We start from the raw sequence: 24,948 nt of genomic DNA on the forward strand, positions 1-24,948 counted from the left end.
GACGTAATTTAGTATACAGCGAAAAACTAAAAATAAGGGAGGTGTAGAATCCCCCTTATTTTTAGTTAATCTTTTATTCTTCATCTAATATCAGACGTTGACCTACTCGAATATAAGCCGTTCCATATGGAGCGTTTAACAGCTCTGTAATCTCCGGATCATAATTGCAAATTGTGTTTAAGGCGTAGATACATGAATGGTCAGGATCATCCATGTATTCCTGACTCTCATCACCCGCAGTAAACCGCCATCCGCTATCCCAATCTCGATTGTTGTCAGGCTCTTCCCTATACATATAACCGACTTTTTCTCCATCAACGAGAATTCTATCTGTAGCAAGGCAGCCTTCTGCCCCGCTCCAAGCATCTAAAATAATCTTCATATCTTCAGATTTAATAAAAAACTCCTTTTCTGGAATCTGATACCATGAATTTCTCTGCCAAGCCCCATCTGCGTCGAGGAGATGGGAAATCAAGTCCCAATTGATATCAAAAAATCTCATTATTTCTTCATTGGCCCCCTGCTCTCTGAACATAAAATATGCGCAGCCGCAGAGACAACCTGTTGCATAGTCTTTCCAGGATTTGTAAAGATGAGCAGCGTTTTTGGCCATAGGTAGGACAATACTCCAAAATTCATCTTTTGTAATCAATTTTGCTGCATACCCCACCCTTAAAAGGCCGATGATTTCATTACAGTCCCAAGCGTAGAATCCGCCCTCCCCTGTTAAGTTATTAAAGTTTTTGCTATATTCCATGCAAGATTCAAAAAACGCTCTTGCTTCCTCATTTAATTCGCTGATGTCAAAGGCCGGATTGTTATTCCAAAAAGAGCGGAAGTCTGATAAATCATGATCCGTGCTATATAGCTGGTTACAGACGTCTATCAATGAGTCTCTGTCTGTAATATTGTAAATTTTATATAAATGTTCTCTGACGATTCCCGCTTTTTCTTCATTGCAAAGATACAGGTGCTCGTAACCCATGTGGATATCAATACCTGGTGTCTTTCTGCAAGATGATATGCCGCTGAGTAAAAGCGCAAATTCTTCTATTGAAGGCGAATTACTACCGGCATCAGGTTCCACATACGCATCTTGTTTAAAGGCTGTAATCCTAGTGACGATTTTTTTCGTAATATCTTTCATATTTTCTCCTCTTTCCTGTCTATGTTATGATTATATTAAATTTATTTTAAGTTCAACTTTTCCATTCGATACTGCAGCTTCTGGGGAGAAATAGACAATCTAGCCGCCACCTTAGCCAGTTTCCGATCCTGTTTCAAGGCTTCTGTTAGTATAAAAGATTCATAATTCTCCATCATCTGTTTTAAATTTACTCCATTCGTCGAAAGCATTTCTTTGATGGCTTCTGGTGAGAAAATAAGATCCTTTGATTCGACCGAATCCGCTTGAACAATTTCCTGCACGTTTCTGGCTGTTGCACCATCCTCCTCTATTTTCTGAAGTAAATCCTGAACCGAATCCAATGTTATGAAATCACTATCTTCCATATTAAAGGCGCTCTCTATCGTATTTTTCAGTTCTCTGACATTCCCCGGCCACCTCCATTTTGTAAATAGATGGAGAGTCATCTGCGTTAGTCCTTTGATATGTTTATTCATTTTCTGATTAAAGACTTTGATGAAGTGGTCTGTCAGTAGCAGTATGTCTTCTGGCCGTTCTCTTAACGGCGGCAGCATCAACTTAACAACACCAATTCTATAATAGAAGTCGGAACGGATTTTCCCTTTGTTTGTCAGCATTTCCGGGTTCTCATTGGAAGCTGATACAATTCGAACGTCGAATTTGATATCCTCCTTGCCTCCCACACGCCTCACTTTCTGTTCCTCTAATACTTTTAACAGCTTTGCCTGCATGGAGACATCCATGGAATTGACTTCATCTAAAAACAAGGTTCCTCCATCGGCTAGTTCAAAAAGGCCTTTTTTTGATTCTGCCCCAGTAAAACCGCCCTTTTCCGTTCCAAAGAAAAGACTTTCCAATAGATTAGAAGGAATTGCAGCGCAGTTTTGTGAAATAAAAGGTCTATTCTTACGACTCGAAAGGGTATGGAGCGCCTCGGCAACTAACTCTTTGCCCGTACCAGTTTCGCCGTAAATAATTGTAGGTGAATCATTTTTTGCGACTTCCCGCACAATGCGCTTCAGCCTGCTCATTTCTTCGTTCTGGGTCACAATATCGTCAAGAATAGAAAGATGGGGATTTACGTTTTCATCTGTGCCAATCTTCTTGCGATCGAGCAGTCTTGCTACATCAATAGCTCCCTGTATGGAACCGTCTTGATCCAAAATCGGATATGTCGTTGAGGAAATCGTCAACTGGAAATGATCCGTAGTCAAAGTCTGTTGCTGTCCGATGGTCACTTGACCGGTTTTCAAAGTTTTCATCACTGTGCTATTGTCGGCTGTAATTTCTTTATAGACATCGAGCAAGTATTTTCCTCTGACATTTTTGCCAAATTCTAACTCGTCAATACCAAAATTACGGCAAGGTTTATAATACTCAACAATTCCCTCTTTGTTCACAACCATCAATCCAGCGACAGAATCGCTGGATGAGATGATTCGATTCACTTCTTTCAGATAATCCATGTATTAGACCCTTTCCTCACATCGTTTTATTGCTGCTGTTCAAATAAACGTCGAAGCAGTTTCTCCGTTCCAAACATTCTAGTTACCGACAACAGTTTGTCATCGCTCTCTGTAAACGGTCGATATATTTCTTGTATCATTCCCTCATCCAGAGTATTGGAATCGATTCCATAGTAAACGCTGATTAAATTTGGTACCGTAAAATCACCGTTTAAGACGTTTCCGCCTACAAAAATAGTCAGCGGACTGTCCAATGCCAATTCTCTCGTTTTTCTATTCATCAGAGTTACGATATTGCCGCATGCATGACGCAAATCAATTTCCCGAATCAGTCCTACTAGACGGCCTGAGTTTGAAAAATGAACGACTCTGTCATTCACACGGTCAAATTCCGGCATGGTTAGAATGCCAAAACTTTCTACAGATGTTTTGATGCTTTCATAGGCCTGTCTTAAATGCAGACGAAATTCGCGGTTATCTATATCTCCAATCAACGCATATTCGACTTCGTCCAAAGCACTTGCAATAATGCCTATATCTGTCTCACAGATCATCAGAGAATGTGTCGGTGGATATAGTACTGCAGTAACTGGAATCTCCTCGTCTAAATTGTCTTGCAGCACAACGGTTCCTACAATTAATTCGAAAAGCCACTGGCGCAGTAAAGGAACCGTAAAAGCAGTATCCTCACTGGGATTGAGCAAAAAATCCTTAATTTTCATTTCGGCATCCGGATCTTCCATATGCTCCATCCATGCGCCACTCATGATATTTATTTCTTCTTCATCTACGAATTTAAGCAATTTCAACATCTGCTTATGATAAGGCTGGTCCTGATCTCTGATTTCTTTGTAAAAATCATGTTTCGAAGTCATCGTTCCACCTCCTCTACTCTGACTTTTTCTTTATTTTATCATAGATTGCAGAAAAACAAAAGAGTGCATGGAGAAAACCTCTCCTGCACTCTTTTACCTGTTTTATTTTTCGTATACTTTTTCTCCGCCCACGTAAGTAGCGGCAACACACACTTTGTCAATCTCTTCCGAAGGGACGCTCAAAAGATCATCACATAGCACGATGAAGTCGGCCTGATAGCCTGCCCTCAGCTGTCCGATATTTTTAAAGCCGGCCACACCTGCAGATGCTTTTGTATACAGTTTTACTGCCGTTTCAATATCTACTGCCTGGTCCTGACCGCAGTCTGTGCCATCGTAGGCTTTCCTCGTCACTGCTCCTTTAATGCAAGGGAATGGATCTGATGGAACTGCCCAGGAAGTTGCAGGCGCATCAGTGGAGAAACATAAGTTGACACCCTTTTCCAGCATTGTCTTTACTGGATATGTAGTCTTCGTTCTCTCTGGTCCCAAATTCTTCAGATAGCTTTCAATTTCTGCATAGAGGAAAATCGGCTGAGTTGCAAAAGCAAATCCCTTTTCGATTGTTTTTTCAATGGCCTGGTCTGATGGTTCCGTAATATGCTCCAGACGCAGATGCGGTGTATCGTCCAATGTCCATTTTTCTTCCTTATACACTCGATTGACCATTCTGTCAATTGTCTTGCCTCCCATGGCGTGCATAGAAAGCTGACAATGATATCTTTTACAGAAAGCGATGGCGCTTTCCATTTCTTCATCGGTAATCGTAGAGATTCCATATTCATCAGAATCAAGATAAGGTTCGTTCATCCACGCCGTTCTGCCAGATACGCTGCCATCACCAATCGTTTTGATGCCTGCAGAAAAAATCTGCTGATTCTTATCAAACTGCTTTTCTGGGATTCTGAAATCAGGATCATTGTGGAAATAATTCCACATATAATAGATGCCAACCTTCTGTTTAAAACCTTTTTCTGCAGCTGCATAATAAAGGGCATAATTATCTGAAGGATCCATATTTCCCATATCACAGATTGCGGTAATGCCCTGTGATAATAATAGCTGACCTAAATCTGCTACCAAATCCGCTTTTTGATCTTGTGTAAGTGGCGGAAGCAGATGATTTACCAAGTCTCTTGCATTTTCACGCAGCACGCCGGTCGGTTCCCCATTCTCGTCTCTATCGATGGCTCCGCCTTCTGGATCAGGTGTATCCTTTGTAACCCCTGCCATTTCCAGCGCTTTACTGTTGAGGCAGATGATATGTGCGCAGGTACGCAGCAAATAAACTGGTGAATCACTGCAGCCTTTGTCCAGATCATATCTGTTTGGCGAGCGTCTTTCAGCGAATTTACCTTCGTCATAACCCCAGCCTTTAATCCATTCTCCTGGTCCTTGCTGTGCTCTGACTTCTTTAATTTTCTCAATCAGTTCTTCAATGGAATGTACCACCGGAGGCAGACAGGATATCTGTTTGCTCATTTCGGCCAGCATAGCAGGATGCTCGTGAGCGTCAACAAAACCAGGCAAAACTCGCTTTCCAGCTAGATCAACTTTTTCGTAATCCCCTGCTGGCATGTCGACTTCTTTCCCTACCCAGGTGATGACCCCGTCTTCCACTATCATCGCTTCAGCGTACAGATTGCTGTCATCTGAAGTAAAAATTTTACCATTTACATATGCATTTCTCTTCGTACTCATGTTTCTTCTCCTTTCAACGATACTACTATATTAAGCAAAATTTATGTCATTGTCAAATTATCAATCTTTTTATCCAAATACTCTTTGTCCGTCAATATATGTCTGTTCCACTTTCACCTTGTCAATATCTTCTGGCGCAACTGTCAAAATATCTTCGCTGAGCACGGCAAAATCTGCATGATATCCAGCCCTCAACTGTCCGGCGTTTTTCAAGCCTGTGATAACGGCTGCATTTTTAGTATAGAGCTTGATTGCCGTTTCAATATCCACTGCCTGGTCCTGCCCGCAGTCCGTGCCGTCATATGCATATCTGGTTACTGCAGCCTTCAGACATGGGAATGGATCTGATGGAATTGCCCAGGAAGTCGCCGGTGCGTCAGTAGAGAAGCACACGTTGACGCCGCGATCCAAGAGCTTTTTGATCGGGTATGTCTTCTTGGTTCTTTCTGGTCCCAGATTTGCCAGATAGCTTTCTATCTCAGCGTAGAAAAAAATCGGCTGTGTCGCGAAAGCAAAGCCGTGTTCTACCGTCTTTGCGATTGCTTCATCTGAAGGCTCTGTCGTATGCTCAATACGAAGATGTGGTGTCTCATCGTCATTCCACTTTTCTTCTTTTGCAACTCTGTTGACAATACGGTCGATTGCCGCGCCGCCCATGGCGTGCATGGAATACTGGCAGCGATTTTCCTTACAGAATTTGATGGCGCTTTCCATCAATTCGTCAGAACACACAGAAATGCCGTATTCGTCTGTACTTCCGTAATATGGTTCGCTGACCCAGGCTGTTCTGCCAGAGAAACTGCCGTCTCCCACAGTCTTCAGTCCGGCTACATGAATCTGCTGATCGCCATCCATCTGTTCTTGCGGAATAACAAAGTCTTTGTTCTGCCAGTAGTAATCCCACATGTAGTAGATACCCACTCTCTGTTTAAACCCTTTCTCCTTTGCATTGATATAATATCCGTAGACATCGCCGTCGCTGAGACATCCGATATCCGCAACGCCAGTGATACCCTGAGATGCGAGAAGTTCACCTAAGTCAACGATTTCTTCAATTTTTTCTTCGTCGCTAGTCACCGGCAGTAAAGGTGTGATGAAGGATCTAGCATTTTCGCGTAGAACACCGGTCGGTTCCCCGTTCTCGTCTCTGTCAATCTCGCCGCCCTGCGGATCCGGTGTATCTTTTGTAATTCCTGCCAGTTCCAGTGCTTTGCTGTTGACACAGTTTACATGTCCGCACGTTCTGAATATGATAACGGGAGAATCGCTGCAGCCCTTGTCCAGATCGTATCTATTGGGCGAACGTTTTTCAGCCAGCTTGCCTTCATCATAACCCCATCCTTGAATCCATTCTCCAGCTTCCTGCTTATCTCTGACCTCTGCAATTTTTTGCTCTAAATCAGTCAGAGAGTTGACAACTGGCGGAAGGGCAGAAATCTTTTTGCTAAAATCAGCAAGCATGATAGGATGCATGTGTGCGTCTACAAAACCAGGAATGACCCGCTTTCCGTTTAGGTCCACTGTTTCATAGTCCCCAGCCGGCATTTCTGCTTCTTTGCCTACCCATTTGATTCTTTCACCTTCTACAAGCATCGCATCTGCATATAAATTGGCATCATCAGAAGTGAAAATTTTACCGTTTGTGTAAGCTGTCGCCTTCATTGTACTCATATGTATTCTCCTCTTTTTTGCTTTTATTTGATACTGATATATATAGCAAGAATCGTGCCATTATCTGAAAGTTCTAAAACCTTAAAGTCCAGGGAGTTTCATGGATTTAATTTTATCACATTATCAAAATAATAAGATTTAATCAAATTTTTTTGATAAATTAAAATTATTTTACCTAATATCCTTAAACCTGCGTAAGAAGGAACAGAAATGACAAGTTCCTGTTTATATGGTAAAATGTGCTTAAAATAAGCTTGATTGACAGGAGGAATACTGTATGATAATTTTAGAAACCCCTCGCACATACTTACGAAAAATACAAAGAGATGACTTTGAAGCCATTTGTTTTATCCTGCAAGACATAGATGTTATGTATGCTTGGGAGCACGCTTTTTCTGATGAGGAAGTGATCCAATGGATTGAGGAAAACATTATGAGATATGACAGAGACGGTTACAGCTATTGGGCTGTAATAGAAAAGGCATCTGATGAATTGATTGGAGTTACTGGATTAATTACAGAACAGGCCGATAATGAAGTCTGTATCGGAGTCGGTTACATTTACAACAAATCCTATTGGGGAAAAGGCTTTGCGATTGAAGCTGCTTCCGCTTGTCTTGACTATGCTTTTCATGTTTTACATCTAAATGAAATTACAGCACAAATCCGACCTGATAATGAAGCTTCAAGAAACGTGGCCGTAAAATTAGGAATGACTGTAAAGAAACGATATGTTAGACACTATAAAAATAAAGAGATACCACACTTGCTCTATAGCCGAACAAAATAAATGATTTCTGGGTTTCCCATAAAAACCCGTCATCCCTTCTGAACAATAAAAGACGGACATCAGCTTTATGCCGATAATCCGTCTTTGATTGTCACATGACGCCTGCCGTCTGTAATGTTTTAACTGTTACTTCAGTCTCTTTCTCGCCTGTACTTTCTCAAGGGCTGACTCATACAGCTCTTTTTCGTCCTCTGTCTCTGGCGTATATGGAGGAACCTTCTGTGGTTTGCCAGTTTTGCTCATGGCGACCATGGTAAAGTGGGCGCAGAGGGCTTTTTCAGGGCCATTGCCAGATTCCATATCCTCTGAATCCACGCGCACATAGACGTCCATAGAAGTATTCCCTACATAGGCGATGGTCGCCGTGCAGGTCACCAGTGCACCGACAAAGATCGGCAGATGGAAAATCAGCTCATCCACCCTGGCGGTCACGCAGTTGCATCTGGCGTATTTCATCGCGGCGGCTCCTGCAGCCGTATCCATGAATTTCATGATTTCGCCGCCATGAACGTTTCCTGCTACATTGGCCTGGTGCGGCAGCATGACCTGGCTCATCACCACCTGATATCTCGTATCCATAGGAATCACTTCCCTTCTCGTTCAATTTCTATTTAAAGTATTCTACTGCAGCCTTGAACATGCCGATGTCAAAGTCTCCCGGCACGTTCTTGTAAAGGCCAGCGCCTGTTCTCTCTGCGTGTCCCATCTTTCCAAAGACTCTGCCGTCTGGCGAGGTGATGCCCTCGATGGCGTAATAGGAGCCGTTTGGATTGAACTGGATATCGCTGGTTACCTTTCCGTCAAAATCCACGTACTGAGTCGTAATCTGACCATTCTCTGCCAGCTCCTGGATCAATTCCTCCGATGCGATAAATCTGCCCTCTCCATGAGAAATCGGCACTGTATAGATCTCGTCTGGTTTCGCATTGGCAAGCCACGGTGACTTGTTGGATGCGATTCTCGTTCTGACCAGCTTGGACTGGTGGCGTCCGATTTCGTTAAACGTCAGTGTCGGGAAGGTTTCGTCGATGTCCATGATCTTTCCATAAGGCACCAGGCCCAGCTTGATCAAAGCCTGGAATCCATTACAGATGCCGACCATCAATCCTTCCCTGTTATCGAGCAGGTCCGTAACCGCCTCTTTGACCTCCTGGTTTCTGAAGAAGGCCGTGATAAACTTGCCTGAACCATCTGGTTCGTCACCGCCGGAGAATCCTCCCGGTATGAAGATGATCTGGGATTCTCTCACCTTTGCAGCAAAGTCTTCTACAGATTTTGCCACGGCTTCTGCCGACAGGTTGTTGATGACGAAGATTTCCGGCTCCGCCCCGGCGTCTCTGAAAGCTTTGGCGGAATCGTATTCGCAGTTGTTTCCCGGGAATACCGGAATCAAAACCTTCGGTTTCTCTATACGTACCTTGGCATGGAGTCTCTCAGAAGTTTCATAGCTGAAAGTTTCCAATTTGTTATCAGCTGTCTCGATGTTGCAGCTGTAGATCGGCTCCAACTTATCCTCGTAAATTTTCTCGATGCCCGCAAGATCGATACGCTCGTCTCCGCGGACGATGGCTTTCTCGGCTGTGGTCTTACCTAAGTCGATGATATCTGCGCCGATGATGTTGTCAATTGCCTCGGAAGAAACCTCTACGACAAAGGCGCCGTAAGCGTATCCGAAGATTTTCTCAAGATCCACATCCTCGCTATATGCAAATCCGATCTCGTTACCCATGGACATCTTCAGCACTGCTTCCGCAGCACCGCCGTATCCTGGGGTATAAGCGCTGATGATGGTTCCATCTTTGATCATCTGATGAATCGCTTTGTAAATCGCTTTCAGAGACTCTGCCTTCGGCAGTCCTTCTTCATCATATTCAGGGATAAACATAAATACATTATTGTCAACTTCTTTAAATTCCGGTGAAATGATGTTGGCTACGTCGTCCGTGGTCACCGCAAAGGATACCAGTGTCGGCGGAACGTCGATGTCCTCAAAAGTACCGCTCATGGAGTCCTTGCCGCCGATTGCGGCAACGCCCAGTTCCTTCTGGGCCTTGAAAGCGCCCAATACGGCAGCCATCGGCTTGCCCCATCTCTTCGGATCCCGCATCGGCTTCTCGAAGTATTCCTGGAAGGACAGATAGACGTCCTCAAAAGATGCGCCTGCCGCGATCAATTTTGATACAGATTCCACCACAGCCAGGTAAGCGCTGTGGTACGGGCTCTTCTCAGCGATGAACGGGTTGTAACCCCAGGACATCAGGGAGCAGGTCGATGTGTGCTCCTTTTCCACGGCAATCAGGTTGACCATGGCCTGGTTGGGCGTTCTCTGTCTGATACCGCCAAAGGGCATCAATACCGTGCCCGCGCCGATGGTGGAGTCAAATCTTTCGGAAAGTCCCCTCTTTGAGCAGACGTTGAGATTGCCTGCAAGCGCCAGGTATTCATCGGTAAAGTTCTCTGCTGCTTGCTTGGCAAAATCGCCGTGCTTCGGGATTTCGATGTCGATGTGTTTCTCCGCACCGTTGGTGTCAAGGAACTCCCTGGAAATATTTACGATGGCCTTGCCGTTCCAGAAGATCTTCAAATAAGGGTTTTCCTTCACTTCGGCAACGACGGTGGCCTCCAGATTCTCTGACTCTGCCAGCTGGCAGAATCTCTCTACATCCTCTTTTGCGACGACCACTGCCATTCTCTCCTGAGACTCACTGATGGCGAGCTCCGTGCCGTCCAGGCCGTCGTATTTCTTAGGAACGGCGTTGAGGTTGATTTCCAGACCGTCTGCTAGTTCTCCGATGGCGACGGAAACGCCGCCTGCACCGAAGTCATTGCAGCGCTTGATCAGTTTCGAAGCCTCTGGATTTCTAAACAGTCTCTGCAGCTTTCTTTCCTCTGGCGCATTTCCCTTCTGCACCTCGGCACCGCAGCTTTCAAGGGATTCCAGGGTATGGGATTTTGACGAACCGGTCGCACCGCCGCAGCCATCACGACCCGTCCTGCCGCCCAGCAAAATGACGATATCGCTGTCGATCGGACGCTCTCTGCGCACATTCTCCGCCGGAGCCGCCGCGATGACCGCGCCGATTTCCATTCTCTTCGCAACATAGCCGTCGTGATAGATCTCATCGACCTGTCCGGTCGCGAGGCCGATCTGGTTTCCGTAAGAGCTGTAGCCGTTTGCCGCCGTCGTCACGATCTTTCTCTGCGGAAGCTTGCCCTTCAAAGTCTCGGATACCGGTTTCAGCGGATCTGCCGCACCAGTCACTCTCATAGCAGAATAGACATAGCTTCTGCCTGAAAGCGGATCTCTGATGGCGCCGCCCACACAGGTAGCAGCGCCGCCGAAAGGTTCGATCTCTGTCGGGTGATTGTGGGTTTCGTTCTTGAACAAAAGCAGCCACTGCTGGATTTCTCCGTCCACGTTTACATCGATTTTGACGGTGCAGGCGTTGATTTCCTCCGACTCATCCAGCTTGGAGAGTTCTCCTTTTGACTTCAGATATTTGGCAGCGATGGTGCCAATATCCATCAGGTTGACCGGCTTGGTCCTGCCCAGCTCCTGGCGAGTTTTGATATAATCCTCGTAAGTCGCCTGGACCGCCGGATCTTCGAATTTCACGCTGTCGATGGTCGTGTTAAAGGTCGTATGTCTGCAGTGATCGGACCAGTAGGTGTCAATGACCTTGATTTCCGTAATGGTCGGATCCCTGTCTTCTTTTCTGAAATAGTCCTGGCAGAACTTCAAATCGGCCAGATCCATTGCAAGCCCGTATTCTGCGAGGAATGCGGCAAGCTGCTCTTCGTTCATCTGGTTGAAGCCGTCCAAGACTGCCACCTCTGTCGGAATCTCGTAGTCCACCTTGAGGGTGTCAAATTCCTCTAGGGTTGCCTCTCTCGCCTCTACCGGGTTGATAACGTATTTTTTGATCTCGGAAAGCTGCTCAGCAGACAGACTGCCTTTGAGCATGTAAACCTTGGCGGTTCTCACAGTCGGCCTTTCCCCTTTTGAAATGATCTGGATGCATTCCGCTGCAGAATTGGCTCTCTGGTCAAACTGTCCCGGCAGATATTCCACGGCGAATACATGATCCGCTATAGAAAAATCCAAGGTTTCAGAGGCGATGTCAACCTGGGGTTCAGAAAAAACAGTGCCTACGGCATAATCAAAGAGACTCTTATCCAAGTTTTCTACATCGTAACGGTTGACAATTCTCAGCTCTTCAAGTCCATCAATCTGAAGGAGCTTCACAATTTCACTTTTTAAGGAAGCTGCTTCATGAGCAAACTCTCTTTTCTTTTCCACATATATTCTGTATACCATGATTTCTCCCTTATCTTTCAAGTGCTGCAAGTGCTTTCTGGCCGATATCTTTTCTGTAGTAAGCGTTATCAAAGCTGACCTTTTCAACGGATTTATACGCTTTTTCGATGGCTTCTTTGATATCCTTCCCTCTTTCTGTCACGCCGAGCACACGTCCGCCATTGGTCAGAAGCTTTCCGTCTTCAGATAGTTTTGCTCCGGCAACATAGACGTCCTCCACATCGTCAGCGATTTTGATCTCGTAGCCTTTCTCGTAGGATTTTGGATATCCGCAGCTTGCCATGACAACGCAGCATGCAGCATCTTCAGCAAAGTTGACATCGGCATCCTCCAGCGTGCCCTCCGCTACGTGAACCATGATGTCAAAGAGGTCGCTGTCAAGAAGCGGCAAAACGACCTGGGTTTCAGGATCGCCGAATCTGCAGTTGTACTCGATGACTTTTGGGCCGTCCTCTGTGAGCATGAGGCCAAAATAGAGACAGCCAGAGAAGGTTCTGCATTCCCTGTTCATAGCGACCATTGTCGGCAAGAAGATTTCTTCCTCACAGCGGGCTGCAATTTCTGCAGTGTAGTATGGGTTCGGCGCTACCGTCCCCATGCCGCCAGTGTTGAGGCCCTTGTCACCGTCCAGCGCCCGCTTATGGTCCATCGAGGATACCATCGGAATCAAGGTTTTGCCGTCAGTAAAGGAAAGGACGGAAACCTCTGGCCCTGTGAGGAATTCCTCGATGACCACTACGCTGCCGCTCTCACCAAAGACCTTGTCTTCCATCATGTCTCTGACTGCTTTTTTCGCTTCTTCCAGTGTTTCAGCGATGATGACGCCTTTGCCCAGGGCAAGTCCGTCAGCTTTGACAACGACTGGAATCTTGCAGGTATCAAGATAACAGAGCGCTTCGTCCATGTCGGTGAAGGTAGCGTATTCCGCCGTCGGGATGCCGTACTTTTTCATCAGATCTTTAGAAAAGGCCTTGCTGCCTTCAATGATGGCAGCGTCCTTATTTGGACCAAAACAAGGAATGCCCTCTGCCTGCAACAGGTCAACGAGACCCAGGACTAACGGATCATCCGGCGCCACGATGGCAAATTCAATCTTGTTTTCCTTTGCAAAATTTACGATATTTTCAAGGTCTTTGGCTCCGATGTCTACACAAGTCGCATCCGCAGCGATACCGCCGTTTCCCGGCAGTGCGTAGATCTCATCGACCTTTGGACTCTTCTTTATTTTTTTGATGATGGCGTGCTCTCTGCCTCCGCCGCCAACAACCATTACTTTCATTATGTACCTCCTAATGGAGTTGTCCCAATTCATGAAATGAATTGCTGGGAACTCCTTATGCTTTGGGAAACCTAACCCGATTTTATGAAGCAAAATCGCTGGCAGTTCCCCGGTCAAAAGTGCAGCGCTTTAGTGCGTGGCACTTCACGGCCGCGTCCCGCAAGCGCAGTTGAACGATCAGACGCTAGTCGAAAAGCTGTATATATCCTTCTATGCAAAACCAAACAAGTCCTAATTCGGACTATTTCAGATTTGCTGATTATATACATATCAACGAAAGTTCTGTCCTTCTATTAGTGGTGGAACAGCCTCATGCCGGTGAATACTGTCACCATGCCGTACTTGTCACAGACTTCGATGACATTATCGTCTCTCACGCTGCCGCCCGGCTCTGCGATATAGGATACGCCGCTCTTCTTGGCTCTTTCGATGTTGTCTCCGAACGGGAAGAAGGCGTCGCTGCCGAGGGAGACGCCGCTGATGGAATCCAGATATTCTCTCTGCTCTTCCTTTGTAAACGGCTCCGGTTTTTCTGTGAACAGGGTCTGCCATACGCCGTCCTGCAGGATATCCTCGTACTCGTCCCCCAGGTAGACGTCGATGGCATTATCGCGGTTCGGTCTGGTCACATCGTCTCTGAAAGGCAGGTTGATTACGATATCCGCCTGTCTCAGATGCCAGAAGTCCGCTTTGTTTCCTGCCAGTCTGGTGCAGTGGATTCTGGACTGCTGTCCTGCGCCTACGCCGATGGCCTGTCCGTCCTTTGCATAGGCGACCGAATTGGACTGGGTGTATTTGAGGGTGATCAGTGCGATGATCAGGTCGCGCTTCGCCTCCTCTGGCAGATCTTTGTTTGCCGTAACGATGTTGGTCAACTGATCCGGCGTAATCTTATAATCGTTTCTGCCCTGTTCAAAGGTGATGCCGAAGACCTGTTTCGTCTCCTGCTCCATCGGAACAAAGTCTGGATCAATTTTGACGATGTTGTAATTTCCCTTCTTCTTTGTCTTCAGAATCTCCAAAGCTTCCTCAGTGTAGTCCGGCGCGATGATGCCGTCAGAAACCTCACGCTTCAGAATCGTCGCCGTAACCGCATCGCAGGTATCGCTGAGGGCTACCCAGTCGCCAAAGGAGGACATTCTGTCCGTTCCCCTCGCTCTGGCATAGGCCGTGGCGATCGGAGAATCGTCCAGCCCTTCGATGTCATCGACAAAGCAAGCTTTTTTCAAAGTATCACTCATCGGTACGCCTACGGCAGCAGAAGTAGGACTCACGTGCTTGAAGGAGGTAGCTGCCGGCATGCCCAGACACTCTTTCAGTTCCTTCACCAGCTGCCAACTGTTAAAAGCGTCCAGGAAGTTGATATATCCCGGTCTGCCGTTCAAAATCTCTACAGGCAGCTCGCTGCCGTCGGCCATATAGATCTTCGCCGGCTTTTGATTGGGATTACATCCATATTTTAATTCAAATTCTTTCATGATTCTTGCACCTCCAATTACGAGTTCTTGTTGATCATTCTGTTAGTAGCCTTACCGGTTTCTAAATCCGCATAGCGTACATACAGAGAAATCTTGTTATCTGCATCCAGATGATTCCAGATTTCTGCTGTAAAGGCATCGATATCGTCAGGAATTTCCACTCTTTCCGGCTCGCCGCAGAAAGTCGGAAGGGGATTACCATCCTGTACATAGGTGTGGATAAAATGGCCCAGCCCGGCCAGTGCCGGATAATTGTAATAGTATCTGTTGCAGGCGGAGCCCTCCGCATCAGCGCTCTTGAGGATGCTCATCTTATAAGTCAGTTCCTGACCAAAGGTAAACATGCCGCTGATTCTCGGCGTCCAGTTGGGACCGTCCGGTTCAAAGCACCTGGTGTCCAGAGCCTCTTCAAAGGATTTTCCTTCCTGCAGGTGTTCATAGATGGTATCTGTCTGATCGCCGTTGGTCACGATTAACTTGTCCTCATATTTTCTCATCGGATAATAAATGATCAGAGACGGGTCCTCTACCTTTGATTCGTCAAAAGGTTTGATCATCACGTTCTCTCCCTCTTCCAAGAAGATTCGGTTTCTGCTGTTCTCACTTCTTCCCATGATGAAGTAAGCGCTGACAGCCTTCTTTCCGTCTTTCGATCTGCCCAGGACGATGCCTCTTCCCACATAGGAATTTCCCTTTACGGCAGTTTCCATTGTCTTTATTTCATAAACGTTCATTGGTTATCTTTCACCTCTCGCTAGTTTTTCACTGATTTCTTCTACCGCCTTCGGCAGCAGCACCCATTCAGCCTGTTCCATGACGCGGCGCTGCAGAGTCTCCGGCGTATCTCCCTCCAGAATCTCCACTGCCTTCTGCGCGATAATCTGGCCGCCGTCAGGAATTTCGTTGACATAATGCACTGTCGCGCCAGTCACTTTGACACCGTATTCCAAAGCCTTTTCGTGGACGTGCAGTCCATAGCAGCCCTTTCCGCAAAAAGACGGAATTAGGGACGGATGGATATTGATGATTCTGTTCTCATAAGCGCTGATAAACGCCGGGCTCAAAATCTTCAAGAAGCCGGCCAACACCACCAGCTCGATGCCCTCTTCCCTGAAAACCTGAAGCAGCGCCTCCTCGCTGGACATGACCACAGCCTTGATGCCGTTATCTTCTGCCCGCTGCAGTGCAAAGGCATTGGGATTGTTAGAAGCCACCAGAACAATCTCGCCGTTTTTGATCAGACCGCTGTTCTCTGCATCGATCAGCGCCTGCAGATTGGTACCGCCGCCCGAAACCAGGACGGCAATCTTTGTCTTTAGCATAGTTCCACGCCTTCCTCAGATTTTACCACACTGCCTAATATGTAAGCGTCTTCACCGCCAGCTTTCAGCACTTCCAGCGTTTTGTCCGCGTCTTCTTTCGCTACGATGACGGTCATGCCCACGCCCATGTTGAAGGTATTGAACATGTCTCTTTCCGGAATATTGCCTCTCTCCGCAATCAGTTCAAAGATCGGCAGGACTCTGACGTTCTCTCTTTTGATCTTCACGCCATAGCCCTTTGGCAGGCTCCTCGGAATGTTCTCATAGAAACCGCCGCCAGTGATGTGGGCAACGGACTTAACTGTAACCTCTTCAAAGAGCTTTACCATCGGTTTTACGTAAATCTTCGTCGGTGTCAGCAGCGTCTCGCCGATGGACTTGCCGCCCAGCGCTTCAAGCGGTTTTTTGATGTCTTCCTTTTCTACGTCCAGCACTTTTCTGACCAGGGAGAAGCCGTTGGAATGCACCCCGGAGGATGGCAGACCGATGATCACGTCACCCTCACAGATAGTCTCCTTCTTTAGGATTTTTGATTTATCGACAACTCCTACGGCAAAGCCTGCAAGGTCGTACTCGTCTTCTGGATAAAATCCTGGCATCTCCGCTGTCTCGCCGCCGATCAAAGCCGCCTCGGACTGGATACAGCCCTCCGCAACGCCCTTTACGATCATGGCGACTTTTTCCGGATAGTTCTTGCCCACCGCGATGTAGTCGAGGAAGAACAGAGGCTTGGCGCCGACACAGATGATGTCGTTGACGCACATGGCCACGCAGTCGATGCCCACGGTATCGTGCTTGTCCATAAGGAAAGCCATCTTCAGCTTGGTTCCCACGCCGTCCGTGCCGCTGACAAGAACCGGTTCTTTGATATTTTTGATATCTAGTTCGAACAGGCCGCCAAAGCCGCCGATATCGCTGGGAACGTTTCCGAACATCATGGTCTTTGCCACGTGCTCCTTCATCAGTTCTACTGCCTTATATCCTGCCGTGATATCTACGCCTGCCGCTTTATAGCTTTCACTGAAACTCTTTTCCATGACTAATTCTCCTCTTTTTCACTGATCTTCTTTTCGAATTTGTTCTTGATAGCGCTGCTGGGCTGCTCGGTGGGATATTCTCCGCTGAAGCAGGCGTGGCAGTAACCTTCTCCCGGTGCTTTGCCGATGAGCATGTTCAAGTGGTTTACGTCCAGATAACCCAGGCTTTCTACGCCGATGATCTTCTCTATTTCAGGAATCGAATGTTTGCAGGCGATGAGATTCTCTTTGGAGTCAATATCTGTTCCATAATAACAAGGGTTGATAAACGGAGGTGCCGATGACCGCATATGGACTTCTTTAGCCCCGGCTTCTCTGAGCAGCTTGACGATTCTGGCGCAGGTAGTTCCCCTGACGATGGAGTCGTCCACGAGGACCACTCTTTTTCCCCTGACGGTGTCTGCTACCACGTTGAGTTTGATGCGAACCTTGTCCTCACGCGCTTTTTGACCAGGTGCAATAAAGGTTCTGCCGATGTATTTGTTTTTGATGAATCCGATGCCATATGGAATGCCCGACTGTCTGGAGTAACCGATCGCTGCGTCAAGTCCGGAGTCAGGTACGCCGATAACCACATCTGCCTGAACAGGATGTTCCATGGCAAGGCAGGCGCCTGCCTTCAGTCTCGCTTCGTGGACGCTCATTCCTTCTACGACAGAATCCGGTCTTGCAAAATAGATATATTCAAAGATGCAGAGCTTCTGCGGCTGCTTGTTGCAATGGTCTTTGATAGATCTGACACCGTCTTTTTCGAAGATGACAATTTCGCCTGGTTCGATCTCTCTGACGTATTTTGCGCTGACTGCGTCCAGGGCGCAGGTTTCCGAGGCGATGATATAGGTTCCGTCCTCTTTCTGACCATAACAGAGCGGCCGCATCCCCAGCTCGTCTCTGACCGCAATCAGCTTAGAAGGCGACATGATAACCAGAGAATAGGCGCCGATCAGCTTGTCCATAGCTGAATCAATGGCCTCTTCGATGGAATCACTTTTGATTCTCTCCTTGGTGATGATGTACGAAATGACCTCCGTATCACTGGTCGTATGGAAGATAGATCCTTCTGCTTCCAGTTCCTGTCTCAACTCATGAGAGTTGACCAGATTTCCATTGTGTGCCAGAGCCATTCTGCCTTTGTGATGATTGACAACGATGGGCTGGGAATTAAGCCTGTCGCTTTTTCCCGTCGTCCCGTATCTGACGTGGCCGATAGCCATGTTGCCTTCGCCCAGCTCATCCAGGATTTCCGGTGTAAAGACATCATTGACAAGTCCTGCGTCCTTGTAATAATTAAAGACGCCGTCATCGTTGACTACAATGCCGCAGCTCTCCTGTCCTCTGTGCTGCAGGGCAAACAAACCATAATATGTGGTGCTGGCTACATTCTGTGTCTCATTGCCAAAAACGCCAAAGACACCGCATTCTTCTCTTAAACTGCTCATTTTTTCATACTCTCCCGTTTTATTCTCCAAGTAATCTCTTCAATATTTCCTGATATGCATCTTCTACGCCGCCCAGGTCTCTTCTGAATCTGTCTTTATCCAGTTTTTCGCCGGTCACTGTATCCCAGAATCTGCAGGTGTCAGGGGAAATCTCGTCTGCAAGAACAATGGTTCCATCTGTCGTTTTGCCAAATTCCAGCTTGAAGTCAATCAGCTCGATATTGGCGTCCTTCAGATATGCGGACAAAATTTCGTTTATTTTTAAAGCATAGCTTTTGATGACAGAAAGTTCTTCTTCTGTAGCGTATTCCATGGCGAGGATGTGGTAATCATTGACCATGGGATCGCCCAGATCGTCGTTCTTATAGCTGAACTCCAAGACTGGTCGTTTCATCTTGGTACCTTCAGAAAGGCCCAGCCGTTTTGCCAGAGAACCTGCTGCGATATTTCGAACGATGACCTCAAGAGGTATAATGCGAACCTTTTTAACAATGGTCTCCCGCTCGTTCACTTCTTCCACAAAATGCGTCGGAATACCTTCCTTTTCTAACATCTGCATCAAAAAGTTGGTTACTCTGTTGTTGATGGCGCCCTTGCCCATGATCGTGCCTTTTTTCAGACCGTTAAAGGCAGTCGCGTCGTCCTTATAGGAAACGATACAGAGCGTTTCCTCTGTCGTTCCATAGACCTTTTTCGCTTTTCCTTCGTATAATTGTTCCGTCTTCTCGACGCGCATAAGCTTCACCTCTTCTAATTTTTATTTATTACAGAATATTATATTTTTCCTCAATGTTCTTATTTTTAGCCAGAACTTTTTCAGCCGCCGCTTTTCTCTGGTTGTCCAGTTTTGATGCGATCTCCGCATCTTCGATGCCAAGCATCTGAATAGCCAGGAGAGCCGCATTCTGCGCACCATCAATCGCGACAGTTGCCACCGGAATTCCGCCAGGCATCTGCACTGTGGATAAAAGCGCATCCAGTCCGTCCAAAGTCGAAGACTTGACTGGAATGCCGATGACAGGCAGCGTGGTGCTGGCTGCAATAGAACCTGCCAGGTGCGCCGCTTTTCCTGCTGCTGCGATGATAGCGCCGAAGCCGTTTGTTCTCGCATTCTGTGTGAATTCTTTTACCTCTGCCGGTGTACGATGGGCAGAATAAACGTGAACCTCATAAGGTACGCCGAATTCCTCTAACGTGGTCATTGCTTTCTCTACTACAGGAAGATCGCTGTCACTTCCCATGATGATTCCGATTTTTTTCATGTATCTAACCTCCATAATGATGAAACAAAAAAACAAAAGTATATGTAGAATATCTTACACAATAAACTTTATCACATATACTTTTGGTGTCAATATTTGTTCAGTAAAATTCGCGTTTTTACCTTGTTTTAATTAAGTTTTTTCTCAAAATCCAAAGATATCACGAATTATATTCAAGTATACGGATATAATTGTTCGTTATTAATCTTTTTTCATGGATAACGTGTCTAAATAGCCCTGCATGATTAAAACCGCCGCCTGTTTATCAATCACTTCTTTCCTTTTTTTGCGGCTGACATCCGCTTCGATAAGGACCTTTTCGGCCATGACAGTAGTCAGGCGTTCGTCCTGCCATACAACGTCGACACCTTTCATTCCCGTACTTCTCATCTTGTTTTCCAACATGGTGCGGAACTCATAGACTTTTTCGGTCTGGATGCTGTCGCTTCCGTCCAGTTTTTTTGGCAATCCGATGACAATGGTGTCACACTCGTACTCTTTTACCAAATCCAGAATTTTTCCCGTGTCCTTGCGGATTCCCACTCTTTCCAATGTCATCAGTCCCTGGGCTGTAATACCCAGCGCATCACTCAAAGCGATACCTACTGTCTTGTCTCCGACATCAAGGGCTATTTTCCTCATATTTTCACCTCAGCATTCACACATTTTTCTTTCATAAAAATCAAGAACTCTTCAACAGTACCTTTTAAAAATCCGTCTTTATCGATTAACAGCACGAGCCCTTTGTCCATACCGATAATGAACAAATTTTTAGACTGCATCAAGGTCTTTACCTCTTCATATTTGATATTGGTCTTGCCCTGTGACAGGGTGTTGACTGCTAAGAGATGATCCTCATAAAAATGATTTATCGTCTCGATATCCCTGCCATGAACCTGGCGATTTTTCTTTGCTGCAAAAGACGCCAGCCGAATGGGTGTTCCGATTAGTCTGTAGAGTACGAATATCAGAGCCACTACGGCTGCAATGGTAAAGGTATACCAGTTTTTCACCACCGTTAGCACACCCAGAGCGGTAATGATGACTAGAGCGCTGTAGCATGTGTTTACAAAGCTCTTGTCCAAAGTCGCCCGCTTCAGTTGTAAATAATATTCATAAGTATACGTACATTGGTTCTCAAATATTGTAGTCATTTCCTGCCTTCCTAAAAAAACGGCAGGTTAAAAACAAATCGCCTGCCGTTAATTCTTATTCTTATTTTTTTAGATAATCCTTTAAGATTTCTTCTACCAAGTCGTCTCTATCAATGCGGCTGATCATCATTCTCGCATTGTTGTGACTTGTAATGTATGACGGGTCGCCTGAAAGAATGTAGCCAACCATTTGATCAATTCCATTGTACCCTCTCTCCTCCAAAGCGGCGTATACAGCCTCCAGGATTTCTTTTGTAGTTTTCTGTTGCGTTTTCGCTGCGTCAAACATAATTGTTTTTCTTTCCATGATAACGACCTCCTTTTTCCTAACTATAGTATACTATGATAAAAGTTCTTCTGCAACCTTAAATGCATCGGGAATTTTTGAAGAATCCTTTGCACCGGCCTGTGCCATGTCGGCCTTTCCGCCGCCGCCTCCGCCGCAAGCTGCAGCAATCTGTTTTATCATATTGCCTGCGTGTAAACCCTTTTCCAGCAAGTCGTCAGTAATGGAAACCAAGAAAGTAACCTTTGGTCCATTGACTGTCGCAAATACCATGACGATGCCTTTGTATGAGGCTTTGATATCATCGGACAGATTACGCAGATCATTTATATTATAATCCTTAAATTCCTTTGTCACAAGCTTGATATCGCCGACAACTTTTGCGGCCTCGACCATGTCGTCTACCTCTGATCCCATAGCTGCTTTTTTAAAGTCTTCCAACTCTTTTTTCGTATCCTTCAATTCCTCAACGACAGAAACAGCTTTCTGTGCTACCGCAGAAGGGTTAGACTTGAGGGCTTCTGCAATCTGTCTGATGGTGTCTTCTGCTTCAATCGTTTTCAAGAGCACCCCTGTGCCTGTCACAGCTTCAATTCGGCGGACACCTGAGGCCACACCTGCTTCACTGACGATCTTTAAGGCGCCGATTTGACCGGTATTTTCCACATGGGTTCCCCCACAGAGTTCAACGCTCCAGTTGCCGCAATTTACGACTCTGACCTGATCGCCGTATTTCTCACCAAAGAGGGCCATAGCGCCCATTTCCTGCGCTTCCTTCATGGATGTTTCGCAAGTCTTGACTGGTAGGAACTCTGTAATCTTCTGGTTAACCAGTTCTTCTACTTGAGAAAGCTGCTCCGGTGTAACGCCTTCAAAATGAGTGAAGTCAAATCTGAGCATATTCTCATTGACGCTGGAACCAGCCTGTTCTACGTGGGAACCGATCACATCACGCAACGCTTTCTGCAGGAGATGCGTCGCTGTGTGATTCCTCGCTGTAGCGTGACGCTTAAAGAGATTGACGCCACATTGCACTCTATCCCCTTTCTTTAGAGTTCCTTTTTCAATTAAAACTCTATGGGCATAAACCTCGTGTGATTTTTCTACAGAGATCACTTTCGCATGACAGTCTTCGGTAGACATAAAACCATTATCAGAAGCCTGTCCGCCTCCTTCTGCATAAAACGGTGTCTTATCTAGGTATACCGTCGCATTCTGATAGATGTCCGCACTGTCTGTCAGTTGTCCATCTACATCAATTGCCAGTACCTCTCCTTCGTCGTCTAAATGGTCATAGCCTGTGAAGAGGGTTTCCGGAACATCCACCGCAGTTGCAGCATTTTTCCATCCTTCTTCATCGGCAGATTTTCTGCCGGCTCTTGCCATCTCTTTTTGCTTCTGCATGTTGTCGTTAAAACCATCTACGTCAGCACTGCAGCCTTCTTCCTGCAAAATTTCTTCTGTTAACTCCAGTGGGAAACCATAGGTATCATAAAGCTTAAATACTTTCTCCCCTGCAAGAACTGTTTTTCCGTCTTTTTTCAGTTCGTCTACATATTCATGGATAATGGAAGTTCCCTGATCGATGGTTGCTGCAAACTTCTCTTCTTCGACGGATATGATTTTCTGGATATATTCTTTCTTTTCCTCTAGTTCCGGATAGGCGTCAGCAGATACTTCAATCACTTTGTTGGACAAGGCTACGAGGAATTTGCCATTGATGCCCAAAATTCTGCCATGTCTGGCGGCACGTCTGATTAATCTTCTCAGCACATAACCGCGGCCTTCATTGGAAGGTATGATGCCGTCAGCAATCATAAAGACCATGGATCTCAAATGGTCTGTGATGATTCTGATTGAAACGTCTGTTTTGGCGGCGCCGTCTTCGTATTTTACACCTGACATAGCTACTACACCGTCAAGAATGTGCCTGATGGTATCAACATCAAAGATGGAATCTACGCCTTGCATGATACAGGCCATTCTTTCCAGTCCCATACCTGTATCGATGTTCGGATGCTCTAATGGCGTATAACTGCCGTCTTCCTCTTTCGAAAACTGCGTAAATACGTGGTTCCAGAACTCCAGGTATCTGTCACAGTCACAGCCCGGTTTGCAATCCGGCTTTCCGCAGCCGTATTCCGGTCCTCTGTCAAAATATATCTCAGAACATGGACCGCACGGTCCCAGGCCGATTTCCCAAAAGTTATCTTCCTTCCCCAGTCTCACAATGCGTTCTTCTGGCACACCAATTTTTTTCCAGATTTCTACGGCCTCGTCGTCATCATAGTAAACGGTCGCCCAGATCTTTTCCTCTGGCATTTTCAAGCACTGGGTGATGAATTCCCATCCCCATCTTAGGGATTCCTCTTTGAAATAGTCGCCGAAAGAAAAGTTGCCCAACATTTCAAAAAATGTGCCATGTCTGGCCGTAATACCTACATTATCGATGTCGCCTGTTCTGATACATTTCTGGCAGGTCGTCATTCTCTTCGCCGGCGGCGTCTCAATACCTGCAAAGTACGGCTTGAGAGGAGCCATACCTGAATTGATAATCAACAAGGATTTGTCGTTCTGGGGAATTAGTGAAGCACTCTTAGCTGCATAGTGATCCTTACTCACATAAAAGTCCCTGAACATCTGTCTGATTTGATTTAAGCCTAGTTTTTCCATATATATTACTCCTTATATTACGATTGCCTGGCTTCAGCCGGAACGCAATCGGTCGTATTGTCTATCTCGCAATAATCATTAATTTTATCACAAATACCTAAAATTGTCTATTTTTATACCCTAAAAATAGCCTAAATATTCTTCTAAAGTGATATTCTGCTCGAATATCTCCTTGGCAGCTTTTTCTCCCACATATCTGATATGCCAAGGCTCGTAAGCATAGCCGGTAATCGCTTCTGTGTCTTTGCCGTATCTGACGATAAATCCATATTTGTGCGCATTTTTCCCAAGCCATTTACCCTCAGCTGTGTCGCCGAAACGCTCCAGCAAATCCCAATTTAATTCTTCACAGGAAACATCCAGGGCATAACCGGTCTGGTGTTCACTACGGCCAGCTTTGGCGCTAGTTCTCAGCGCCTGCTTTATGCCGTCTGTCCTGCACCAGTAGTCAAACAGAGAAGCCTGTAAGTCATAGTCCCTGTAAGCAGAGAGGACTTTGATGTCAAAGCCTGCCTTTTGTGCATCACGGTAAAGGTTCACATAAGCATCTCGAACCTCTTCCTTGGCTTCAATATCCACGATTGCCAGACTGCCCAGAGAAACCAGCTTTGACGGCACATAGCTGCTGCTCAGCCAATTCTTCTTATTGACCAGCATCAGAGCATCTTCAGGGTCGTTTTCTATGGCTTTCTTTACCTGAACCTCGGCTGCTTCCGACTTATCGCCATAAGATTTCTCTCCGTTTTTTAGCGTGTAGCTGCATACCTTGTAATAAAGTTTCTGACCGACTTTTCTGTTCGTGTCTGTATACTGACGCGCATCACCATCACAGGTCTTTATCAGTTCATAGGTTCCCTCTTTTGTATTGGACCGATATACGGCATATCCGTCAACATCCTTCATTGCCTCCCACCTGATAGAGACTTGTCCCGATCCGTCAAAAGAATGGACCTTGACTGCTGGAGGTGAAGCAGTGCGATGGAGCAAAATGCCGCAGAGAAGAAGAATACAGATGAGCACAGGCAGAATGATTAGTATAGTTTTTTTCAT

The 24,948-nt window shown here is 46.2% G+C and carries 21 protein-coding genes; 1 reads left to right on the forward strand and 20 read right to left on the reverse strand.

The genetic code is table 11. The annotated features are described in order from the left end of the window. Window positions 1–73: 73 nt before the first annotated feature. From BN6539_RS23030 to BN6539_RS19130, 5 genes are all read right to left on the reverse strand, one after another. Window positions 74–1,147 (reverse strand): immunity protein Imm33 domain-containing protein, encoded by a 1,074-nt coding sequence (locus BN6539_RS23030; RefSeq protein WP_067541951.1) that lies wholly within the window; start codon window positions 1,145–1,147, stop codon window positions 74–76. Between the two features lie 41 nt (window positions 1,148–1,188). Continuing rightward, window positions 1,189–2,613 (reverse strand): sigma-54 interaction domain-containing protein, encoded by a 1,425-nt coding sequence (locus BN6539_RS19115; RefSeq protein ID WP_074038141.1) that lies wholly within the window; start codon window positions 2,611–2,613, stop codon window positions 1,189–1,191. Between the two features lie 26 nt (window positions 2,614–2,639). Then, window positions 2,640–3,488 (reverse strand): hypothetical protein, encoded by an 849-nt coding sequence (locus BN6539_RS19120; protein WP_067541954.1) that lies wholly within the window; start codon window positions 3,486–3,488, stop codon window positions 2,640–2,642. A 102-nt stretch (window positions 3,489–3,590) separates the two neighbouring features. Then, window positions 3,591–5,189 (reverse strand): amidohydrolase, encoded by a 1,599-nt coding sequence (locus tag BN6539_RS19125; protein ID WP_067541957.1) that lies wholly within the window; start codon window positions 5,187–5,189, stop codon window positions 3,591–3,593. Window positions 5,190–5,258: 69 nt separating this feature from the next. Further along, window positions 5,259–6,860 (reverse strand): amidohydrolase, encoded by a 1,602-nt coding sequence (locus tag BN6539_RS19130; RefSeq protein ID WP_227142388.1) that lies wholly within the window; start codon window positions 6,858–6,860, stop codon window positions 5,259–5,261. 277 nt (window positions 6,861–7,137) lie between these two features. Here BN6539_RS19130 and BN6539_RS19135 point away from each other — a divergent pair, with 277 nt between their 5' ends. Next, entirely contained in the window at window positions 7,138–7,650 is a 513-nt protein-coding gene (locus BN6539_RS19135; RefSeq protein WP_067541960.1) for a GNAT family N-acetyltransferase, read from the forward strand. A gap of 126 nt (window positions 7,651–7,776) precedes the next feature. Here the strand turns inward: BN6539_RS19135 and BN6539_RS19140 are convergent, their stop codons facing one another. From BN6539_RS19140 to BN6539_RS19210, 15 genes are all read right to left on the reverse strand, one after another. Then, entirely contained in the window at window positions 7,777–8,229 is a 453-nt protein-coding gene (locus BN6539_RS19140) for an acyl-CoA thioesterase (protein ID WP_067541963.1), read from the reverse strand. Window positions 8,230–8,257: 28 nt separating this feature from the next. Beyond that, entirely contained in the window at window positions 8,258–11,968 is a 3,711-nt protein-coding gene (locus BN6539_RS19145; RefSeq protein WP_067541967.1) for a phosphoribosylformylglycinamidine synthase, read from the reverse strand. Between the two features lie 10 nt (window positions 11,969–11,978). Then, entirely contained in the window at window positions 11,979–13,247 is a 1,269-nt protein-coding gene (gene purD, locus BN6539_RS19150; protein WP_067541969.1) for a phosphoribosylamine--glycine ligase, read from the reverse strand. A gap of 293 nt (window positions 13,248–13,540) precedes the next feature. Beyond that, window positions 13,541–14,725: a phosphoribosylaminoimidazolecarboxamide formyltransferase gene (locus BN6539_RS19155; RefSeq protein ID WP_067541972.1), complete on the reverse strand. Its 1,185-nt coding sequence runs from the start codon at window positions 14,723–14,725 to the stop codon at window positions 13,541–13,543. Between the two features lie 17 nt (window positions 14,726–14,742). Then, the gene (locus BN6539_RS19160; RefSeq protein ID WP_067541975.1) at window positions 14,743–15,459 is read right to left on the reverse strand and encodes an IMP cyclohydrolase; all 717 of its coding nucleotides are present in this window, start codon (window positions 15,457–15,459) and stop codon (window positions 14,743–14,745) included. A 3-nt stretch (window positions 15,460–15,462) separates the two neighbouring features. Further along, entirely contained in the window at window positions 15,463–16,047 is a 585-nt protein-coding gene (purN, locus tag BN6539_RS19165) for a phosphoribosylglycinamide formyltransferase (RefSeq protein WP_067541979.1), read from the reverse strand. Continuing rightward, entirely contained in the window at window positions 16,041–17,084 is a 1,044-nt protein-coding gene (gene purM, locus BN6539_RS19170) for a phosphoribosylformylglycinamidine cyclo-ligase (protein ID WP_067541982.1), read from the reverse strand. The genes purN and purM overlap by 7 nt, the downstream gene beginning before the upstream one ends. Before the next feature lie 2 nt (window positions 17,085–17,086). Then, window positions 17,087–18,523, reverse strand: a complete 1,437-nt coding sequence (gene purF, locus BN6539_RS19175; RefSeq protein ID WP_067543566.1) for an amidophosphoribosyltransferase — start codon at window positions 18,521–18,523, stop codon at window positions 17,087–17,089. 19 nt (window positions 18,524–18,542) lie between these two features. Further along, window positions 18,543–19,259, reverse strand: a complete 717-nt coding sequence (purC, locus tag BN6539_RS19180; RefSeq protein WP_067541985.1) for a phosphoribosylaminoimidazolesuccinocarboxamide synthase — start codon at window positions 19,257–19,259, stop codon at window positions 18,543–18,545. A 28-nt stretch (window positions 19,260–19,287) separates the two neighbouring features. Further along, window positions 19,288–19,785 carry a 5-(carboxyamino)imidazole ribonucleotide mutase gene (gene purE / locus BN6539_RS19185; protein WP_067541988.1) on the reverse strand — a complete coding sequence of 166 codons (498 nt, stop codon included), beginning with the start codon at window positions 19,783–19,785 and terminating at the stop codon, window positions 19,288–19,290. Between the two features lie 201 nt (window positions 19,786–19,986). Continuing rightward, window positions 19,987–20,427: a Holliday junction resolvase RuvX gene (gene ruvX / locus BN6539_RS19190; RefSeq protein WP_067541991.1), complete on the reverse strand. Its 441-nt coding sequence runs from the start codon at window positions 20,425–20,427 to the stop codon at window positions 19,987–19,989. Further along, window positions 20,424–20,939 carry a YcxB family protein gene (locus tag BN6539_RS19195; protein ID WP_067541993.1) on the reverse strand — a complete coding sequence of 172 codons (516 nt, stop codon included), beginning with the start codon at window positions 20,937–20,939 and terminating at the stop codon, window positions 20,424–20,426. The genes ruvX and BN6539_RS19195 overlap by 4 nt, the downstream gene beginning before the upstream one ends. 61 nt (window positions 20,940–21,000) lie before the next feature. Next, window positions 21,001–21,246 (reverse strand): IreB family regulatory phosphoprotein, encoded by a 246-nt coding sequence (locus BN6539_RS19200; RefSeq protein ID WP_067541997.1) that lies wholly within the window; start codon window positions 21,244–21,246, stop codon window positions 21,001–21,003. A gap of 33 nt (window positions 21,247–21,279) precedes the next feature. Further along, window positions 21,280–23,898, reverse strand: a complete 2,619-nt coding sequence (gene alaS, locus BN6539_RS19205; protein WP_067542000.1) for an alanine--tRNA ligase — start codon at window positions 23,896–23,898, stop codon at window positions 21,280–21,282. Window positions 23,899–24,018: 120 nt separating this feature from the next. After that, complete coding sequence (locus BN6539_RS19210; protein ID WP_067542003.1) at window positions 24,019–24,948, reverse strand: M15 family metallopeptidase; 930 nt, start codon at window positions 24,946–24,948, stop codon at window positions 24,019–24,021.

It is taken from the genome of Emergencia timonensis, from assembly GCF_900086585.1.
In the GTDB taxonomy this organism is placed as follows: domain Bacteria; phylum Bacillota; class Clostridia; order Peptostreptococcales; family Anaerovoracaceae; genus Senimuribacter; species Senimuribacter timonensis.

Coding starts and splice junctions, on each gene's coding strand:
- BN6539_RS23030 (WP_067541951.1), bottom strand. CDS start 1,147: ATGAAAGATATTACGAAAAAAATCGTCACTAGGATTACAGCCTTTAAA.
- BN6539_RS19115 (WP_074038141.1), bottom strand. CDS start 2,613: ATGGATTATCTGAAAGAAGTGAATCGAATCATCTCATCCAGCGATTCT.
- BN6539_RS19120 (WP_067541954.1), bottom strand. CDS start 3,488: ATGACTTCGAAACATGATTTTTACAAAGAAATCAGAGATCAGGACCAG.
- BN6539_RS19125 (WP_067541957.1), bottom strand. CDS start 5,189: ATGAGTACGAAGAGAAATGCATATGTAAATGGTAAAATTTTTACTTCA.
- BN6539_RS19130 (WP_227142388.1), bottom strand. CDS start 6,860: ATGAGTACAATGAAGGCGACAGCTTACACAAACGGTAAAATTTTCACT.
- BN6539_RS19135 (WP_067541960.1), top strand. CDS start 7,138: ATGATAATTTTAGAAACCCCTCGCACATACTTACGAAAAATACAAAGA.
- BN6539_RS19140 (WP_067541963.1), bottom strand. CDS start 8,229: ATGGATACGAGATATCAGGTGGTGATGAGCCAGGTCATGCTGCCGCAC.
- BN6539_RS19145 (WP_067541967.1), bottom strand. CDS start 11,968: ATGGTATACAGAATATATGTGGAAAAGAAAAGAGAGTTTGCTCATGAA.
- purD (WP_067541969.1), bottom strand. CDS start 13,247: ATGAAAGTAATGGTTGTTGGCGGCGGAGGCAGAGAGCACGCCATCATC.
- BN6539_RS19155 (WP_067541972.1), bottom strand. CDS start 14,725: ATGAAAGAATTTGAATTAAAATATGGATGTAATCCCAATCAAAAGCCG.
- BN6539_RS19160 (WP_067541975.1), bottom strand. CDS start 15,459: ATGAACGTTTATGAAATAAAGACAATGGAAACTGCCGTAAAGGGAAAT.
- purN (WP_067541979.1), bottom strand. CDS start 16,047: ATGCTAAAGACAAAGATTGCCGTCCTGGTTTCGGGCGGCGGTACCAAT.
- purM (WP_067541982.1), bottom strand. CDS start 17,084: ATGGAAAAGAGTTTCAGTGAAAGCTATAAAGCGGCAGGCGTAGATATC.
- purF (WP_067543566.1), bottom strand. CDS start 18,523: ATGAGCAGTTTAAGAGAAGAATGCGGTGTCTTTGGCGTTTTTGGCAAT.
- purC (WP_067541985.1), bottom strand. CDS start 19,259: ATGCGCGTCGAGAAGACGGAACAATTATACGAAGGAAAAGCGAAAAAG.
- purE (WP_067541988.1), bottom strand. CDS start 19,785: ATGAAAAAAATCGGAATCATCATGGGAAGTGACAGCGATCTTCCTGTA.
- ruvX (WP_067541991.1), bottom strand. CDS start 20,427: ATGAGGAAAATAGCCCTTGATGTCGGAGACAAGACAGTAGGTATCGCT.
- BN6539_RS19195 (WP_067541993.1), bottom strand. CDS start 20,939: ATGACTACAATATTTGAGAACCAATGTACGTATACTTATGAATATTAT.
- BN6539_RS19200 (WP_067541997.1), bottom strand. CDS start 21,246: ATGGAAAGAAAAACAATTATGTTTGACGCAGCGAAAACGCAACAGAAA.
- alaS (WP_067542000.1), bottom strand. CDS start 23,898: ATGGAAAAACTAGGCTTAAATCAAATCAGACAGATGTTCAGGGACTTT.
- BN6539_RS19210 (WP_067542003.1), bottom strand. CDS start 24,948: ATGAAAAAAACTATACTAATCATTCTGCCTGTGCTCATCTGTATTCTT.